At 57.4% G+C, this 17,394-nt stretch carries 21 protein-coding genes; 15 read left to right on the top strand and 6 right to left on the bottom strand.

Annotated elements, in window-relative coordinates; translation table 11 throughout:
* The first annotated feature begins 189 nt into the window (after window positions 1-189).
* From ACQZ6F_RS27815 to ACQZ6F_RS27790, 6 genes are all read left to right on the top strand, one after another.
* Window positions 190-969, top strand: coding sequence for an SDR family oxidoreductase (locus ACQZ6F_RS27815; protein ID WP_449095172.1), 780 nt, complete (start codon window positions 190-192; stop codon window positions 967-969).
* On the top strand, window positions 966-1,673 hold the full coding sequence (locus ACQZ6F_RS27810) for an amino acid ABC transporter permease (RefSeq protein WP_449095173.1): 708 nt from the start codon (window positions 966-968) through the stop codon (window positions 1,671-1,673). Before ACQZ6F_RS27815 ends, ACQZ6F_RS27810 begins: the two co-directional genes overlap by 4 nt.
* Window positions 1,670-2,428, top strand: a complete 759-nt coding sequence (locus ACQZ6F_RS27805) for an amino acid ABC transporter permease (RefSeq protein WP_267554291.1) — start codon at window positions 1,670-1,672, stop codon at window positions 2,426-2,428. The genes ACQZ6F_RS27810 and ACQZ6F_RS27805 overlap by 4 nt, the downstream gene beginning before the upstream one ends.
* Window positions 2,425-3,195: an amino acid ABC transporter ATP-binding protein gene (locus ACQZ6F_RS27800; protein ID WP_449095174.1), complete on the top strand. Its 771-nt coding sequence runs from the start codon at window positions 2,425-2,427 to the stop codon at window positions 3,193-3,195. The genes ACQZ6F_RS27805 and ACQZ6F_RS27800 overlap by 4 nt, the downstream gene beginning before the upstream one ends.
* Window positions 3,196-3,226: 31 nt before the next feature.
* Window positions 3,227-4,063, top strand: a complete 837-nt coding sequence (locus ACQZ6F_RS27795; protein ID WP_449095175.1) for an ABC transporter substrate-binding protein — start codon at window positions 3,227-3,229, stop codon at window positions 4,061-4,063.
* 100 nt (window positions 4,064-4,163) lie between these two features.
* Window positions 4,164-4,838 (top strand): 4-carboxy-4-hydroxy-2-oxoadipate aldolase/oxaloacetate decarboxylase, encoded by a 675-nt coding sequence (locus ACQZ6F_RS27790; protein ID WP_449095176.1) that lies wholly within the window; start codon window positions 4,164-4,166, stop codon window positions 4,836-4,838.
* A gap of 320 nt (window positions 4,839-5,158) precedes the next feature.
* Here ACQZ6F_RS27790 and ACQZ6F_RS27785 read toward each other — a convergent pair whose 3' ends face one another.
* On the bottom strand, window positions 5,159-5,758 hold the full coding sequence (locus ACQZ6F_RS27785; RefSeq protein WP_449095177.1) for an ATP-binding cassette domain-containing protein: 600 nt from the start codon (window positions 5,756-5,758) through the stop codon (window positions 5,159-5,161).
* Between the two features lie 33 nt (window positions 5,759-5,791).
* On the opposite strand from ACQZ6F_RS27785, the gene ACQZ6F_RS27780 reads away from it, so the two are divergent.
* The 4 genes from ACQZ6F_RS27780 (at window position 5,792) to ACQZ6F_RS27765 (ending at window position 8,040) form a co-directional block, all read left to right on the top strand.
* Complete coding sequence (locus tag ACQZ6F_RS27780) at window positions 5,792-6,106, top strand: hypothetical protein (RefSeq protein WP_449095178.1); 315 nt, start codon at window positions 5,792-5,794, stop codon at window positions 6,104-6,106.
* 303 nt (window positions 6,107-6,409) lie between these two features.
* Complete coding sequence (locus ACQZ6F_RS27775) at window positions 6,410-6,649, top strand: TM2 domain-containing protein (protein ID WP_449095179.1); 240 nt, start codon at window positions 6,410-6,412, stop codon at window positions 6,647-6,649.
* An 83-nt stretch (window positions 6,650-6,732) separates the two neighbouring features.
* Window positions 6,733-7,386: a hypothetical protein gene (locus tag ACQZ6F_RS27770; protein WP_449095180.1), complete on the top strand. Its 654-nt coding sequence runs from the start codon at window positions 6,733-6,735 to the stop codon at window positions 7,384-7,386.
* A 285-nt stretch (window positions 7,387-7,671) separates the two neighbouring features.
* Window positions 7,672-8,040, top strand: coding sequence for a DUF4189 domain-containing protein (locus tag ACQZ6F_RS27765; protein WP_449095181.1), 369 nt, complete (start codon window positions 7,672-7,674; stop codon window positions 8,038-8,040).
* 96 nt (window positions 8,041-8,136) lie between these two features.
* Here ACQZ6F_RS27765 and speB read toward each other — a convergent pair whose 3' ends face one another.
* A complete protein-coding gene (speB, locus tag ACQZ6F_RS27760; RefSeq protein ID WP_449095182.1) occupies window positions 8,137-9,192 on the bottom strand; it encodes an agmatinase in 1,056 nt (351 codons plus the stop codon).
* A 96-nt stretch (window positions 9,193-9,288) separates the two neighbouring features.
* Between speB and ACQZ6F_RS27755 the strand changes: the two genes are divergently transcribed.
* The gene (locus ACQZ6F_RS27755) at window positions 9,289-10,452 is read left to right on the top strand and encodes an aminotransferase (RefSeq protein WP_449095183.1); all 1,164 of its coding nucleotides are present in this window, start codon (window positions 9,289-9,291) and stop codon (window positions 10,450-10,452) included.
* Here the strand turns inward: ACQZ6F_RS27755 and ACQZ6F_RS27750 are convergent.
* From ACQZ6F_RS27750 to ACQZ6F_RS27735, 4 genes are all read right to left on the bottom strand, one after another.
* The gene (locus tag ACQZ6F_RS27750; RefSeq protein ID WP_449095184.1) at window positions 10,429-10,968 is read right to left on the bottom strand and encodes a flavin reductase family protein; all 540 of its coding nucleotides are present in this window, start codon (window positions 10,966-10,968) and stop codon (window positions 10,429-10,431) included. The genes ACQZ6F_RS27755 and ACQZ6F_RS27750 overlap by 24 nt on opposite strands.
* Complete coding sequence (locus ACQZ6F_RS27745; RefSeq protein ID WP_449095185.1) at window positions 10,965-12,320, bottom strand: LLM class flavin-dependent oxidoreductase; 1,356 nt, start codon at window positions 12,318-12,320, stop codon at window positions 10,965-10,967. Before ACQZ6F_RS27745 ends, ACQZ6F_RS27750 begins: the two co-directional genes overlap by 4 nt.
* 111 nt (window positions 12,321-12,431) lie before the next feature.
* Entirely contained in the window at window positions 12,432-13,373 is a 942-nt protein-coding gene (locus ACQZ6F_RS27740; RefSeq protein WP_449095186.1) for a LysR family transcriptional regulator, read from the bottom strand.
* Window positions 13,370-14,113: a UTRA domain-containing protein gene (locus tag ACQZ6F_RS27735; protein ID WP_449095187.1), complete on the bottom strand. Its 744-nt coding sequence runs from the start codon at window positions 14,111-14,113 to the stop codon at window positions 13,370-13,372. Before ACQZ6F_RS27735 ends, ACQZ6F_RS27740 begins: the two co-directional genes overlap by 4 nt.
* 228 nt (window positions 14,114-14,341) lie before the next feature.
* Between ACQZ6F_RS27735 and ACQZ6F_RS27730 the strand changes: the two genes are divergently transcribed.
* The 4 genes from ACQZ6F_RS27730 (at window position 14,342) to ACQZ6F_RS27715 (ending at window position 17,358) form a co-directional block, all read left to right on the top strand.
* Window positions 14,342-15,169 (top strand): transporter substrate-binding domain-containing protein, encoded by an 828-nt coding sequence (locus ACQZ6F_RS27730; protein WP_077470889.1) that lies wholly within the window; start codon window positions 14,342-14,344, stop codon window positions 15,167-15,169.
* Window positions 15,170-15,263: 94 nt separating this feature from the next.
* A complete protein-coding gene (locus ACQZ6F_RS27725) occupies window positions 15,264-15,905 on the top strand; it encodes an amino acid ABC transporter permease (protein ID WP_449095188.1) in 642 nt (213 codons plus the stop codon).
* Window positions 15,902-16,570 (top strand): amino acid ABC transporter permease, encoded by a 669-nt coding sequence (locus tag ACQZ6F_RS27720; protein WP_449095189.1) that lies wholly within the window; start codon window positions 15,902-15,904, stop codon window positions 16,568-16,570. The genes ACQZ6F_RS27725 and ACQZ6F_RS27720 overlap by 4 nt, the downstream gene beginning before the upstream one ends.
* On the top strand, window positions 16,567-17,358 hold the full coding sequence (locus ACQZ6F_RS27715) for an amino acid ABC transporter ATP-binding protein (RefSeq protein ID WP_449095190.1): 792 nt from the start codon (window positions 16,567-16,569) through the stop codon (window positions 17,356-17,358). The genes ACQZ6F_RS27720 and ACQZ6F_RS27715 overlap by 4 nt, the downstream gene beginning before the upstream one ends.
* The last annotated feature ends 36 nt before the right edge of the window (window positions 17,359-17,394 follow it).

The raw sequence follows: 17,394 nt of genomic DNA, 5'->3' as shown, positions 1-17,394 counted from the left end.
GCAACGCGGATCGGGGTCGGAAAGCCAGGTGGGCTCTTGCTGAAAAAGAGCGCAACTACCTGTGGTGACAGCATATTCACTGATAGCCGGCCGATCTCCATAAAACTTACTTATTGCTCCAAAACTAATCGGTCTTAGGCAAGCCGTTGAAGCTCCGCTACTGTCTGCAGCAACAATAAGGGAACCAGAATGCCATTCTCCGATTACAAGACCGCATTGGTCACCGGCGCTTCCTCCGGCATCGGCGCAGCAGTGGTAGAGCGCCTCCGCCGCGAGAGCATCGAGGTGCATGCGATTGCGCGCAGCGCCGGTGCGCTGAAGGAACTGGCCGAGCGGACGGGATGCATTGCACATGTCATCGATGTGACGGATCGTGCGGCCATCGCCGATCTCGCGAACCGTGTTCAGTTCGATATTCTTGTCAATAATGCCGGTGTCGACCGGCCGAAGAAATTCCTTGATGCGGACCAGGAGGACATCGATCTTCTTATCGATGTCAATCTTCGTGCCGTCCTGCATATCTGCCGTCTGATCGTGCCCGGCATGGTGGCTCGGGATCGTGGGCATGTCGTCAATATTTCCTCGATTGCCGGCAACTACAATTTCGGCGGCAACTCCACCTATCATGCCGTGAAAGCCGGCGTCGCCATGCTGTCGAACCAGCTGCGCATCGACGCATTTGGCAAACGGGTTCGCGTGACCGAAATCTGCCCGGGCCGCGTTGCGACCGATATTTTCAATCACGTCCACGGCGATGATCCGGCTGTGCGCGAGCGCTTCATCGACGGGTTTGAGCTGCCGCAGGCGACCGATATCGCGAATGCGATCGCCTTCGCGATTTCGGCGCCGGTCGCGGTCAATATCGGCCATATGGAGATCACCCCGACATTGCAGGTGATGGGTGGTCTTCAGACGGCAAAACCGCAAATACCCATAGCGACACCCGATGCGGAAGGCACGAAACCGTGAGCGGGTTCGATCTTTCCGCTATCCTGACCAATCCAGACTATCTGGCGATGCTTTTGCAGGGCATCGGCATGACATTTGTCATCTTCATCGGCTCCTGGCTGCTTGCCATGCTGCTCGCCATTCTCCTTTTTGCCTTGCGGATGTCGCCATTCCGCATCGGCGACCCCATCGTAAAGGCCTACGTCTCCTATCATCGCAACGTCCCGACCCTTGTGCAGCTCATGCTATGGTATTTCGGGATCTATTCATTGATGCCGCAGGGCCTTACGGACTGGCTCGCCAATCACAACGCCGAAGCCATATTCGCCGTCATCGGGCTCGGATTGTGCCAGGCGGCCTACTTCAGCGAAGACTTACGCTCCGGCCTGCGCTCGGTCAGCCCGGGACAGATGGAAGCTGCCAAGGCGCTCGGTCATGGCTATGTCTCCGCACTGCGTTTCGTCATCATGCCTCAGGGCATGCGCAACGCGCTGCCGCCACTCATCAATCACAGTGTATCCCTTTTCAAAAACAGCAGCATCGCGATTGTCATTGGTGCATCAGAGCTTACGCATGCGATAAAGGAAATCGACAATGTCAGCTTTCGTACCTTTGAGATCTATCTAATCGGTACTGTCATCTATCTATTCTTCTCCCTCATCATCATGGCTTTGGGCGCACACCTTTCCATGCGCGCCGACCCGGTGCGGAGGGCGCGCACATGATCCAGGATGTCATGACGATCATCCATGACTACTGGCTACTGTTGCTCGTCGGCCAATATCCCAATGGCCCGCTGGGTGGTCTCGCCAATACGCTCATCCTTTCAGCACTCGCCATTGCACTCGCCTTTCCCGTCAGCATCCTGTTCGCCTTGGCGCGCCTTTCCAAATGGTCGGTGCTCAGATGGCCGGTGACCGGCCTCGTCTACATCACGCGCGGTGTTCCGCTGCTGATGTTGATCCTTTGGTGCTATTTCATCGTCCCGCTTTGGACTGGCGCTGACGTGCCAAGCTTCCTGATCCTGCTGGTAACGCTGGTCATATATGAGGGCGCTTTCCTGAGTGAGGTCGTGCGGGCGGGGATCGTGTCGCTCGGCCAAGGCCAGATGGATGCGGCAAGGGCACTTGGCCACAGCTATATCGGCGCGATGCGCTTCGTGATCTTGCCGCAGGCGCTCTACAACATGATCCCGAGTATGATCTCGACATTTGTCTCAACCATCAAGGATACGACGCTCGGCTATGTCATCAACGTGCCGGACCTGACATTTGCGGCAAGCCAGGTGAACAACCAGCTGCTCTCGCAACCCTTCCAGGTTTTCTTCATTCTTGCGGTGGTTTATTACCTCCTCTGCTGGAGCCTGACCCAGATCGCCAACAGCGTTGAGAAGCGAATTTCCCGCCGACGTGCGGGACCACGCAAGGCTCGTCTTCGCACGGATGTCGTTCCCTTGAAAACATTTACGGAGCAGCCATGAGCATCCCAGTTTCCGGGTCGCAGGACGACGCTCAGGCGATACGCCTTCACGAGGTCTGCAAGAGCTACGGTCATTATCAGGTGTTGAAGAATATCAATGCCGAGGTCAGTCGTGGCGAGGTGGTTGTCATTTGCGGACCTTCCGGCTCAGGCAAGTCCACTCTTATCCGTACGATCAACAGGCTGGAGGAGATCAACAGCGGTTCGATAAGCTTCGAGGGGCAGAACATCCATGCGCCGATGGCGAGTGGAGCGCTCAATCGCCTGCGCAGCCGGATTGGTTTCGTCTTTCAGAATTTCAACCTGTTTCCGCATCTGTCGGTGGTCGAAAATATTTCCATGTCGCCTATCCGGATCAAGGGAGTGCCGGCAAACCTAGCCCGCGACAAGGCGATCAAGCTGCTTCACAGAGTAGGCCTTGCCGACAAGGCGAATGCTTATCCCGCCCAGCTTTCCGGCGGCCAGCAACAACGCGTGGCCATCGCCCGGGCGCTTGCGATGGAACCGCCGGTCATGCTGTTCGACGAGCCAACGAGTGCGCTCGATCCGGAAATGGTTGGCGAAGTCCTTGGCGTCATGAAAAGTCTCGCGGCCGAAGGAATGACCATGCTGTGCGTCACGCACGAAATGGGCTTTGCCCGCGATGTGGCGGACCGAATCTGGTTCATCGATGCGGGTGAGATCCTCGAGACCGCGCCTCCCGAAGAATTCTTCAAAAGCCCCCAGCATCCCAGAGCTCAGCGTTTTCTTTCCGATCTGCGCCACTAAGCATCAGAAACCAATAACAAGGAGAACAGCAATGAACTGGAAATATTTGACTGTCATATCCGTGCTGGCAGGCATCGCCGCCGCCTTGCCGGCCAAGGCCGACCAGCTCGATACGATCATGTCGGCAAAGACGCTTCGCTGTGCGACATATGCCGACGTTCCGCCATTTTCTTCACCAGATCCGAAGACCCGCGAGATGGCAGGTTTCGACGTCGACTTGTGCAAGGCAATCGCAAATGAGCTTGGCGTCAAGGCCGAGATCAAGCCGATTTCCGTCGAAGCCCGCGTTCCTGAAGTCAAGCTCGGCCGGGTCGATATCACGGTCGCAAATCTTGCCTACACCTTGAGCCGGGCCGAACAGATCCAATTCAGCGATCCCTATTATATCGCCAAGGAAATGCTGGTTGTACTGGCCGATGACGCCGGCAAGGGCAAGACCGACTATGTGGGCCAGCGCCTCGCCTCGACCAAGGGTTCAACGTCCGAGCTGGCGATCAAGCTCAACAAATCCGACCCGCTGACGTTCCAGGATACGGGGTCGGCATATCTTGCCGTCCAGCAGGGGAAAGCCCGCGGTATGGTCGCAAATACCATGACGACGACGTTGCTCGTCAACCAATCGAAGACGAAAGGCAAGCAAATGCGCATGATCGAGGATCCCCTGCTGTTGGAGCCGGTCGGCATCGGCATGCAAAAGGAGCAGCCTGCGCTGACCGCAAAGATCAACGCCATCCTGCATAAGCTCGACGACACTGGCGAGATCAACAGGATCTGGGAAAAGTGGCTGGGCCCGAACACCGAATACAAGATGACCCGCACCGAGAAGGTGGTGCCGATCTCGGAATTGAAATTCGACCCGATTCCATAGGGCCGCGTTTCCGCACCCGTTAGAAATCATCCGACCCCAAATTGTCATTGATCGCAGGCGGCGGATATCTGCGCCGCCCGCTTAACCATGGGAGATTTCCGTGACCCACATCAAAGATATCGCCAATCGGCCGAACCAGGCAGACGTCAACGCCCTTTCGAAATTCTCGCCGGCGACGATCCATGAGGCCCAGGGCCGCCGTGGCGCGCTTTCGTCGCGTCTGAAGCCGGTGGACTATCGCATGAAGCTTTGCGGCCCGGCGTTTACGGTGAAGTGCGCGCCACGCGACAACATCATGCTGCAGCTGGCCATCAACTATGCCAAGCCGGGCGATATCATCGTTGTGTCCGCGGGCGAATATGAAGAAGCAGGCTCCTTCGGCGACGTTCTGGCGAATGCCTGCCTTGCCAAGGGAATCGGCGGGCTGGTGACCGACACCGGCGTGCGCGACACGCTTCACCTGAGGGAACTCGGCTTTCCCGTGTTCTCGTTCAGCGTCTGCATCAAGGGCACGGTGAAAGAGACGATCGCAGCTGTCAACGATCCGATCATCGTCGGCGGAGAGACAATCAACCCCGGTGATATTATCGTCGGCGACGCAGACGGTCTGGTTGTCGTTCGTCGGGAAGAAGCGCTTGATGTTGCGCGGCTCTCGCAGGAGCGAGATGATGCGGAGGCTGCCTATATCGAAGCCTATAAGCAGGGAAAATCAGTCATCGAGGTCAGCAAGCTTGAACCGGTTCTAAAGGCCAAAGGGTTGATCATAGATATTTGAAGGGCCCTGGCGGACATTACGCACGCCTATGGCGCGGTGAACACGACACTTTATAGTCTCTCGAATCCTGTTTTCGCCCGCATCCCTGCCTTTCCGCTTGGCATTGACCCTGCTGACCAGAGGCGGGCATATGAAATGCGCGACTATTCCGAAGCGGTTGTTGGCTTTCGCAAAGCAGAAAATTCGGTAATTTTCGTATGTAATTCAATAGCCTATCTACCTACCGAGCTTGCCGTCAAGCATTCCCGCGAATATCCTTGCTCTTCTCCTGGTGTCTCCAGCGAAGAACAGAGCGGCCCCGACCACAGCAACGTCGACATTCAGATCTTGCAAGCGCTCGAAATGATCAGGCCCGATTTTGCCGTCGACAACCGTGTGAAGGCCATCCGGACGATGTCGTAAATGTCCGATTTGGCGCCTATGTCGACGCCCTTGGTCGGCTCGTCCAACAGGATGAGGTCGGCATTCTGCTCGATGATGCGGCCAAGCAGAACCTTTTGCTGATTGCCGCCGGACAAGGACTTGGTGGGCTCATCAAGGCGCCCGCGTGTGCCGATGGAGCCGAGGGTGCGTTGCGCCGGGGCACGCGCACCGGCGAGATCGACGAACCCGCCTCTCCGATACTTCCGCAGGGTTGAAAGGACAACGTTCTGGAAGGAGGACATCAGCGGGATAAACCCGTCGATCTTGCGCTCTTCCGTGAGAAACGCGATCCCTGTTCTAAAGGCTTGCTTTGGGTTTGAAGGTATATATGGCTCTCCGGCGATTTCGATCGTCCCGGCAGTAATTGGCTCTATTCCATACAATGTTCGCAGGAATCTGGTCCGGCCGGAGCCCGCCAGACCGTAGAGGCCAAGAGCCTCACCGCGTCGCGCCTCGACATCGGCGCCCTTGAGCCACTTGCCTGTTAGTCGCTGCACCCTCAGAAAAACGTCGCCCGCTGGCCTTTCCTCATGCCGCGTGGCTACGTGCTTTCCATGGGCGTCTCCAACGACGGCAGCGACGATGGCCTGTTTGCTGACATCCTTGCCGGCGGCGGAATAGACGACCTTTCCGCCCGAGAGGACGGTGGCTTCATCGCAGACAGTGAGGACTTCGTCGAGCTTACGCCACGCCGCATGTGCTGTAATGGCGCCGGGAAAAGGATGATGTTTGATCGGGGCGTCGTGACATCGACCGGAAGGTTCGGGCTCATGCCGAGAAATACCGCCAAGAATGTTAAGGGGACGCTACCGCCAAAACAAATACGCCCAAAAATGGTGCGTTGACGGACTATGCCACACACCTACAAAATTGGGTTAGGGCTTTAATCCAAAAAACAGACATCACGCGGACAACGGCAATCCGGAGAAAAAATGAGACCATCGGCAGCCTCGATTTCGTCCAATAGAATTGAGCCCCGAGGCCCGCACACGTAGTGCGGGGCTGCTCGCGACCTCTCGCCGAGACGCCCAAAATTCATGCAACGACCAGACCGGCGTGTAACGCGCGAAGCTATGATCAGTGTCCTTCCTGATCGTTGCGAGAAAGCCCTATTTCGAAATACCCCCAGGCGAAACAAGGAATAAATCATGACAAATCAGACGGATGCTCAGGTCGAATCCAACAAGAAAATCCTGCCGACCTTTTTATTATGCTTCCTGTTCGGCGTTTTCGGTTTTCACCGATTTTACGTTGGAAAGATCGGCACCGGCATTATCCAGCTCCTGACGTTGGGCTGTCTGGGCCTGTGGACAATGATCGATCTCGTCCTGATAATCATCGGTGCGTTTGCCGACAAAAACGGACACAAGCTGAAATCCTGGACCTGAAAGACCTTTGGGCGGTTTGGAAGATGAAACCCGTACGGATTGCAATGACTTTGGCCGCCTGCACGTTAGGTGCCGGATCTGCGATGGCGATGGATTTGCCGCAGGTGACATATCCATCTCTACCGCAGGCGGCAGCGTCTGCGGAGGGCTTCGTGCCGAAGGGCTGGACGCTGGAGCAGGCCGCCGGGGGAGACCTCAACGACGATGGTGTCGAAGACATTGCTTTCGTGCTGCATGATCAGGACCCCGCCAATATTGTGAGGGATCCGGATGGAGCAGACAACACGAAACTGGACACGAATCCACGCGTCGTCGGCGTTGCCCTCGGGCGCAAGGATCATTCCGGTTTCGACCTTGTTCTCGCCAATCATGCGCTGATACCGCGCCGTGACGATCCCACGCTTGATGACGTCTTCGACAATGGGCTCGTTATCAGGCGCGGTACGTTGCAGCTGTCACTGAGCACTTTTGCAACTGCGGTGACGAATATAACGGTGATCTTCCGTCAGCAAGCCGGTCGCTTCGAGCTGATTGGATATGATCGTACCGAAGTACAACGCGATACCGGTGACACAACCGGCCTGAGCATTGACTATCTGACGCATCGATCGGAGCGTCGTGAAGGCAAGATCTCCAACGATATCGACAGGATTACGACATCAAAACTGGCGCCGACTGTGTTGTTGAGTGTCGATGATGTTGGTAGCGTTCTCGATTTCGATCCTGGGGCCAATTGAACCTCAAAAGCTTCCAAGGTCGCGAGACCCGTAACCATCGAGAGGCGACCTCAATGATCGCTTTCGGTCTCCATACCAAAGGTGCTAAAGCTGACATCCAGATCAATCTGAGAGAACCAGATATAGACAAGATCAGTACCTTAACCACAGTTGTTTGCGACGTAGGAGCATGTGCAGATCCTGATATGATAGGAAAGCCTTCAGTCATCACCTCGACCATAGTGGGCGAAATACGCCCCATAAGCAGTTATAGCCCTCCTCAATCTTCACTTGGGATTTAGACACATGATAGCCATGAAATCGACAGCCGCGACCGTCACGCTGGCATTCATCCTCAGCGCAGGCGTTGCTTCCGCGGCACAATTCGGCGCGATTGCCTATTCGAAAAATACAGGCTCCTACGGCTCTTCCCATAACTATTCTTCGCGGGCTGGTGCCGAGGAGGAAGCGCTGTCCGGATGCTCCTCCTACGCCGATGATTGTAGGGTGGTCGTCTATTTCCGCAACGCCTGCGGTGCACTCGCTGTCGGCAGCAACCTGGGTTACGGCTATGGTTGGAGCGCAAGCCGCAACCAAGCACAAGAGATTGCGCTCGGGAACTGTGAGGCAAATGACAGCGGCTGTCACGTCAAGAGCTGGACCTGCTCGAAGTAGCATTCGACGCATTTTGAGACTTGGTGCTTCTACGGGTAGAGTGTCGTACCTCTACCCTTTTCAATTCGGTTCGTCTGGATCCGACCGTCACAATGCCTAGCGCTGACCGATCGATGGGCTGAACACCATGAGGCTCAGTATCTCGAAAAGCACCTGAGCGGCAGCATGCGCGGTATTGGTCGTTGCGTCGTATTGCGGTGCAACCTCGACGACGTCGCCGCCCACCAGATTTATGCCTTTCAACCCGCGTATCAACTCAAGAACTTCCCGTGTGGTCAATCCACCGACTTCCGGCGTGCCCGTGCCTGGCGCAAAGCTTGGATCGAGACTGTCAATGTCGAATGAGAGATAGGTCGGTCCGTCGCCGACGATGGATTTCGCCTTGGCGACAATGGCCGCGATCCCCATCCCACTGATCTCCTCTGCGTGGATAACCGTCATTCCAGACGCATAGGAGAATTCCCACAAATATTCCGCCGAACCACGGATGCCGATCTGGATCGTCCTCGTCGGATCGAGCGCACCGTCGAGTACTGCGTTTCGGAATGGTCCGCCATGATGAAACTTCGTCTGATCGAAGGCGCCGCTTGTATCGCAATGGGCATCGATATGGATGAGACCGACCGGTTGCTGCCGACCGACGGCCTTCAGGATCGGGTGGGTGATGGAATGATCACCTCCAACGGAGAGCGGCGCAACGCCGGCATCGACAATCTGGCCGATACGCTTTTCTATGTCGGCGTGACTGAGCTCCAGCCGATAGCGGCTCTGGAACGATATGTCGCCTATGTCGGCGACCCGTAGATCGAAAACCGGCGCCGTTCCAAGAACGTGATTGTACGGGCCTATCCTTTCAATGGTGCGAAGTGCGCGCGGTCCGAAGCGGGAGCCTGGGCGATTGGTGACGCCGAGGTCCATGGGGATTCCCGTTATCGCGACCTGGAGATTGCCAAAGTCCGGCTCATCGGCGGCAGCCTGCATGTAGGGTGCGCTGAGGAAAGTCGGCACTCCAGAATATGGCGCCAGCCTCGTGCCGTTCTTCGAGATGATCCTCTCCGCCACCTTGCGAAACTTCTCGTCGAATATCTCGCCACCATTGGCGTCTGCAAATTCCGCGCGCAGCTGTTCGAGCCGCATTTTGTCCCACACCATGCGCATGCGTCTCCGCTCAAGGTCCGTCTCAGCCAACAAAGAGGTTGAGAACGCTATTGGTATCGTTGTAGCAATCGGTATCAAAGAGAAATCGATATGACCGTCGCAAAATCCAATTCACTCGTTGCCCGCCTCTCTGCCCCGCCCATTCCTTCCGTCATCGCCTGGGGCCGCGAATATAAGGGAGGAAAAGGGCCACTCATCGATCTGTCGCAAGCCGTGCCCGGCTATCCCGCGCATCCGGAGATGCTGCGGCTTCTTGGCGAGGCGGCCGGACAACAGGCCATGACGGGATATGGGCCGATCGAAGGCGAACCTCTCTTGCGAGCTGCCTACGCGGCGCATCTTGCCGAGATTTACGGCGCCGAGATTTCCGCCGGCAATATCCACATTACTGCCGGCTGCAATCAGGCGTTCATGTGTACGGCGATCGCGCTTGCGCGAGCAGGCGACACCGTAGCACTTACCAATCCCTTCTATTTCAACCATGATACGACGCTGTCGATGTTGGGGATCGGGCGGCAATTGGTCGATTGCGATCCTGCCGCCGGCTTTCTTCCCGATTTGCGGTCGGCCGAGGTTGCACTTGCGGCCGGTGCAAAGATGCTGGCCATCGTTACGCCCAACAATCCGACAGGAGCCGTCTATCCGCCAAGCCTGCTTCACGAGCTGTTTGTGCTTTGCCGCAAACATGGTGCCTGGCTGGTCCTCGATGAAACCTATCGCGACTTCCTGGCCGAGGGTTACGGCCGCCCGCACTTTCTTCTGTCTGAGCCTGGTTGGGAGGATACGCTCGTTCTTCTCTACAGCTTTTCGAAATCCTTCTGCATTCCCGGCCATCGACTGGGTGCGATTACGGCAGGACCTAGGCTCATCGCCGAGATCGCGAAGGTGATGGACAACATGCAGATCTGCGCACCGCGTTCGGCCCAGATCGCAGTAGCAGAGGCTCTGCCTGTCCTCGCCGATTGGCGAGCCGGCAACAGGCTGGAGATTGCTCGCCGCGCGGATGCGTTGAGACTGGTCGTGTCACGGCTGGCAGACTGGGAGATTGCAGCGATCGGCGCCTATTTCGCCTTCGTTCGCCATCCCTTTGCCGATCGGTCATCGTCCGAGGTCGCTGAACGGCTTGCCAGGGAGGCTGGCGTTGTCTGCATCCCCGGAGCTTATTTCGGCGAAGGGCAGGAGCGTTACCTCAGACTTGCCTTCGCAAACGCGGATGTCGGCTCGATAGAGCTATTGTCGCAACGGCTCGGCTAGGCGGCGGCGATCAACCTCTGCCGGAAGGTCATGATAATCGCCTTGCCAATAGAGAAGCGGTCCAATGCCGCTCCGGATTGCGATCGCGCGGATATGCCCGATCAGAATGGCATGGGAATGATGGTGAAATGCGGTTTCGAGCTCGCAGTCGAGGATCGTGAGAGCATTTTCAAGCGCCGCGGCGCCGGTCTTGAGACTGTACCATTCCGCATCGCTATAGCGTTCAACGCCTTTGCGGCCGTCAAGGCCGGCGAAGGATCGCGCCACCTGCCGCTGATCGGCCGCGAGCACGTTGACGCAGAAGCAGCCATAGCGCTGCAGTACCTGCCATGAGGACGAGGCGCGGTTGACGCTGACGATGACGGAAGGCGGTTCCCCCGAAAACGAGGAGACCGACGTTGCGGTGAAGCCGGTACGATATTGTCCGTCTCCGACGGTAATCACGCTGACCGCACCGGCCAGATGGCGCATCGAAAGCTTGAATTCGGTGTCGGTGATCAAGGCCTTATCGTTCATCTGACTGGCGCTTGCGTTTTGGCAAAGCGGTTTGCCGGCGTCGAAAGACCGAGGTTTTCGCGCAAGGTCTTGCCTTCGTATTCCTCACGGAACAGGCCGCGGCGGCGAAGTTCCGGCAAGACAAGCCGCACGAAGTCGTCGAGACTGGACGGCAAGGTCGGAAACATCAGGATAAAGCCGTCAGCGGCGCGCGTCTCGAACCACTCCTCCATGAAGTCGGCGATCTGAGCCGGCGTACCCGTTATGCCGTTTCCGGTATGCTTTTCGGCATAGTGCCGGATGAGTTCGCCGACGGTGTGCCCGCTCTTGACGAAATCGACCAATTCGTCGAACAAAGCGCGCGATCCCTTTGGCGCTGCCGGTAGCCGATCCATCGGGAATGGCTGGTCGAGCGCCACGTCGCGCAGGTCCGCCTCCAGGAATTCGGAGAGCATTAGCCGCCCAACATCGGGATGCATCTTGTCGATCAGATAGTCCACCTTCGCCTTTGCCTCGGCCTCGGTTTCCCCGACATTGATAACGATGCCCGGCATGATTTTCAGGTCGTCCGCATCGCGCCCATAGGCGGCCATCCGGCCTTTGACATTTTCGTAGAAGCTTCGGTTTCGCTCGATATTCGACGCCAGGCTGAAGACGATCTCAGCTGTGCGTGCCGCCATGTCCATACCGGGTTCCGAACCGCCCGCCTGGGCGATGACAGGACGCCCCTGTGGCGTTCGCGCGATGTTGAGCGGACCGCGAACCTTGAAGTGCTTACCTTTGTGGTTGAGCGTGTGGTGCTTGTCCTTGTCGTAGTAGACGCCGCTTTCGCGATCGAGAAGGAGCGCGCCGTCCTCGAAACTATCCCAAAGGCCAAAGACGACATCGACGAATTCGTTGCCGCGCTCGTAACGCAGCGCGTGCGGATCGAGCCCTTCGCGGTTGAAGTTGTAGCCGGTCTCGTCATGGTCGGAGGTGACGACATTCCAGCAGGCGCGGCCCTTGCTCAGATGGTCGATTGAGGAAAACAGGCGCGCGACATTGTACGGCTCATAGTAGCTCGTCGAAAGCGTCGCCACGAGACCGAGATCGTTGGTCGTAACAGCCAATGCTGAAAGCAGCGAGAGGGGCTCGAAGCGGTTCATCTTGGTTGGAATGCGGGCAAGCGCGCTCGGGTCGCCAACAGCGGCGGCAGGAGAATCCGCCATGAACATGAAATCGAATTTGGCTGCCTCGGATCGTTTGGCGACATCGAGCAGATGAGCGAAGTCGTTCGCGCCTTTGACATCGCTTTCCGGATGCAGCCAGGAGGCAGGATGAAAGCCGAACGTATAGACGAAAGTCCCGAGTTTCATCTTGTCGGTCCGCGCCATTGAGCTCTCCTGTTTTGCCGGTCTCGCCGTCCTCTTGGAGGCGAATGCGTAAATTATCGCCAGGTATAAATTTTCATCAATATCGTGCAGCTGGGTTCCGTTTTAGTTTTCCTAAAATGTCGGGCGGGGTGCCGATGCCAGGGCCTGCTGACGGGAAATGGCAATGAGCCAATCGCGGAACTGGAGTCCGTGCGGTTTTTGCAAGGCCGCCCGGTCCCAGGCGAGAAAGTAGCTTTCGCGCAATGGAATGCGTGTGTCGACGGGAATGACGAGCGTTTGCGCCTCGAGCTCATCCGCAATCATCGACATCTGTGCGAGGACGACGCCGCGTTTGTTAACGGCGGCATCGATGGCGCTGCTCGACAGGGTGAAGGAAAGGCCCGCGGTACTCTCCTCGAGTGTAACTCCCGTTTTTGCGGCGAATTCGCGCCAACTCGGATAGGGCGTAAAATGCCGCTCCCATTCGACATGCAGGAGTGGATATTCGAGAAGCCGTGCGACAGAGGGCGCCTTGCCCTTGATCAGGGCCGGCGAGCAGGCGGGTACGACCCAATCACGAAACAACTCCGTATAATGTTCATGCTGAAGCACATCCGATCCGTAACTGATGCGGAAATCGATATCGTCGAAGCCCATGCGCGGTTCCTTGTCACGGCCGACGATCCTGACATGTGCATTCGGATGAAGGACCTGCCAGTCGAAGATCCGGCGCGCTATCCATTTGTTGACGACGGAAGACAGGGCGCTGAGAACCAGGGCATTTTCGTTGCGTGCTCGCTCCAAAATCTGTTCTGCCAATGCGAATTGCTCGAAGCCCTTCGATATTTCCTGATGATAGAGCCGCCCCCATTGGGTAAGTTCCGCGGTGCGGCCGTTGCGCTCCAGCAAGGTGACGCCGAGAAAGCTCTCGATCTTTCGGATCTGTTGGCTGATCGCGCCGGGGGAAACCTTCAGCTCCAGGGCGGCGGCGCTGACGCCACCACAACGGCCGACGGCTTCGAAGGCTTGCAAGCCCTTGAGTGGAACCGCCCTGATAGCCTGTTTTTCGGTCAAGAGATGCTTCTCCGTGGCAGTTGATCCATGACGCCTCTCTCAGTCGGATGAAAGTCGCCGGCGAACTGAAACCGGTCGCCGGGATGGATGATCTCGACGTAAGTGACCGTGCGGCTGTTCTGCCATGTCTGTCGGATAAGTCTGAGGCAGGCCTCGCCACGCTCGGTTTCGAGCAGACGCGCCGTGACGGCATCGGTCGAAAAGGCACGAATGACATGCCTCGCCTTCGACCAGGGCACTAGGTCCAGCAACCATTTGCCGGGCGGAACCATAGCAAAGCTTTCGGTTCGGGCTGATGGAACCATCGCGAGCATGATGATGCGTCGCTCCAGCGCGATCGGCTTGCCGTCCACCACATGCAAGCAGTGAACCCGCAGGATTTCTGCTCCTGCTGTTTCGCCGAGTTGCGTCGCGGTGCTGGCATCCAGCGTTTCGATCCTTCGCATGAGGATCCTGTAGCTATGGTCATGCCCCGCCAACGCAGCTTCCGTGGAAATGTCCTGAATATCCATCACCGTGCGGTCGATCTGCGGCGAGGCGACGAAAGAACCAATCTTGCGGCGGCGTATGATGACACCACGTTCCGCCAAGGCCGAAAGCGCCTTGTTGACGGTCATCCGGGAGCATTGATACTCCTTCAGCAACTCGTGCTCGGAGGGTATGCGGTGACCGGGCGGCCAGGCGCCAATCATGATCCTGGCTTCGATGTCTTCGAAAATTCTCTGATGAATTGAGACCAACGCTCGCCTTGCTCCGATGACATGCAGTTTCCGTGAAAGCCGTTTTTGATGGGGCTATTGCCGTTACTAGGCACAAATATTGCTTCTATCGAGTTTTGCGTTTGACAGTGTAGGCCAGCCCGTATCTATTTGTATAGACAAAAGCGGATCATAGAAATCTGCTCGGCGGGACAACGCTTTGGGGAACTTGAACCTTCCACCGGAAGGGCAAAAAACTGGAGAGAAAACATGAGGAAGAATTCGCTTCTGAAGGGGCTGGTTGGCGCAGCACTTTTGTTTGGTGCCACTATTTCGGCCCATGCGGCCGATACGCTTGCCGCCATCAAGGCCGCGGGTACGCTGAAGGTTGGCACCGAGACCGCCTTCGCACCATTCGATTTCATCGATGCCGGCAAACATGTCGGCTTGAACGTCGATCTATTCGATGAGATCGGCAAGGAACTCGGCGTAAAGATCGAATGGGTCACCTTGCCATGGGACGGCGTTTTCCCGGCGCTTGAAGCCGGCAAATTCGACGTCGTTGCCGGGCCGGCAACGATTACCAAGAAGCGCATGGAGCGTTATCGCTTTACGCCGCCGCTGGCTGAAGCAACGATTGCGATCCTGAAGAAGGCTGGTGACAAGACAATCAACAAGCCGGAAGACATCGCCGGCAAGAAGATCGGCGTTGGCAAGGCCACTGCCCAGCTCGATCAGCTTAAGGAGTTCTCTGACACGCTGCCGACCAAGGCCGATATCCGCGAGTATCCGGCCTTTACGGAATCCTATGCGGATCTCGCGGCCGGCCGCATCGCCGGCGTCGCCAACTCGCTGCCGAATATCGCTTTTGTCGCCAAACAGCGTGAAGGCACGTTCGAAGTCGTGCTGCCGCCCTTCGGCAAGAAATCCTATTTCGGCTTCATCGGCCTGAAGGATGCGGATCATGCGCCCTTGATGGACGCCATCGACGCCGCCATGCTGAAAATCAAGGCCGACGGCCGTATGGCGACGCTGCAAAAGAAGTGGTTCGGCGCGAGCTTCGATACGCCGGATTCCGTCAAGGACCCTGCGTTCTGATCAATTTCCGGAAATCGGCCGTGCGCAGCTTTTGCCGGGGCATGGCCGATAAACGGGATCAAAGCGTCCTGATTACCAAGCGGGCGAAATCTCAATGTCCTTCGAGCTCTTTGGGTTGCTTCTGCAGGCGTCCATCTACACGGTGACGATCAGCGTCGTGTCGATCTTTATCGGCTTTGCAATCGCGATCCTCATTTCGGGAATGCTGCTGACGAAGCGGAGCCTTTTTGTGCGACCTGCTCAGATTTTCATCAGTTTTTTTCGCGGCGTGCCGCTGCTGGTGCAATTGCTGTTGATCTATAATCTGCTTCCAGCCGTCGGAATCAATGTGCCAAGCATTGTTGCAGCGATCATCGGCCTGTCGCTCTGCACGGCCGCGTATCAGGCGGAGAACCTTCGTGGCGGCTTTGCCAGCGTGCCTCTCGGCCTGGTGGAGTCGGCAGAGATGGTCGGGTTGACGCCGCGCCAGATCTTCCGCCGCATCAAGGTGCCAATTGCTTTGCGCCTGACATTTCCAGCTCTCGTCAACGAGGCGATCCTCATTCTGAAGGCATCATCGCTGGTCTCGGTTGTCGGCATCGTCGAGTTGACCCGCATGGCTCAGGATCTTGCCGGAAGCACCTTTCTGCCGCTGCAGATCTTCGCATCCGCCGGCCTTGTCTATCTCGCGATCAACTGGATGGTGGCGCTTGCCGGCGGCCTGATCGAAAGCAGATTGCCCGGGGTGGCGCGATGACCTTCGACATCAATGTCCTTATCGGGCAATGGCCCGCCATCCTCAGCGGCGCGGGCGTGACGATCCTGATCTGGATACTCGGCACCGTTGCCGCGGCCATCATAGGCTTCCTGATGGCGATCGCCAGGCAATATGGCGGCATGGTGGTCGACACGATACTGGGTGCCATCGTCGCCGTGCTGCGCGGTACTCCGTTTCTCATTCAGATCTTCCTTGTCTACTATGGTGGCCCCTTCCTCGGCCTCGAGCTCGATCCTCTGCCTGCCGGTTTGATCGGCATTTCGATCTATGGCGCGGCCTATTTCAGCGAGATCTTCCGCTCCGGCTTTCAGGCCGTGCCTAAGGGCCATATCGAGGCCGGCGAATGCGTCGGCCTGACCCGGGGACAGATCATCAGGCGCATTCTCTTGCCTGAGATGACGATGCTGGTGCTACCGCCGTCCGTGAACATGGTGGTCATCCTGATGAAGGAGACGGCGGTCCTGTCCATCATCACCGTGCCGGAGCTGACGGCAACCCTGAGCGCAATCGGATCGCAGCAATATGCCTTCGTCGAAGCGCTGTCTGCGCTGGCACTCTTCTACTGGGTACTCGTCGAAGTCACCGGCTGGCTTGGCAATCTCGCCGAAAAGAAACTCTCCAGATTCAGGTTTTTCAACGCATGAGCGTCCCCGCAATAGCAGTCCGCAATCTCGTCAAGACTTTCGGAGAGACTACAGTCCTTCATGGCATCGATCTTGCCATCGAACCGGGGCAGGTGTCCTGCCTCATCGGACCGTCCGGCTCCGGCAAGAGCACGCTTTTGCGCTGCATGGCTTTTCTCGAGGAGGCTACGCGCGGAACAATCTCCATCAATGGCGAGGCGCTCGGGTTCACCGAGGATTTGCAAGGACGGCGTGAGCGCATCTCGGCTGCCGCCAACCGTGCCATCCGCGCACAAATCGGCATGGTGTTCCAGCAGTTCAATCTCTGGCCGCATATGACCGCGCTAGGCAATGTCAGTGAGGCGCTGAAAATGGTTCACAATATGAGCCGAAATCAGGCCGAGGATGCTGCGATGGCGCAGCTGGTCAAAGTGGGTCTGGAGGCGCGGGCGGGACACTATCCCTCGCAACTGTCAGGCGGCCAGCAGCAACGGGTGGCGATCGCTCGTGCTCTGGCGCTGAAGCCGAAGATCATGCTGTTCGACGAGCCCACTTCCTCGCTTGATCCGGAGCTGACGGGAGAGGTCCTCAACGTCATGCGCGATTTGGCCGCCGAGGGCATGACCATGGTTGTCGTCTCGCATGAGATAGGTTTCGCCGCGACGGTCGGCCAGCAGATCATCTTCCTCGACCACGGCAAGGTACAATTCACCGGCCCACCGCAGGAGGTCTTCAAAAAACCAAGAAATCTGCGCCTCGAACAATTCCTCGATACCTATCTCGATCGCGGAGCCTCGATGTTGCTGTGATGTTCATGTCCCTGCGATCATTTAAGGGACGGTTTT

This window comes from Rhizobium sp. A22-96 (assembly GCF_053521805.1).
Note: the sequence above shows the minus strand (reverse complement) of the source record. Positions and strands in the feature narration are given on the sequence as shown.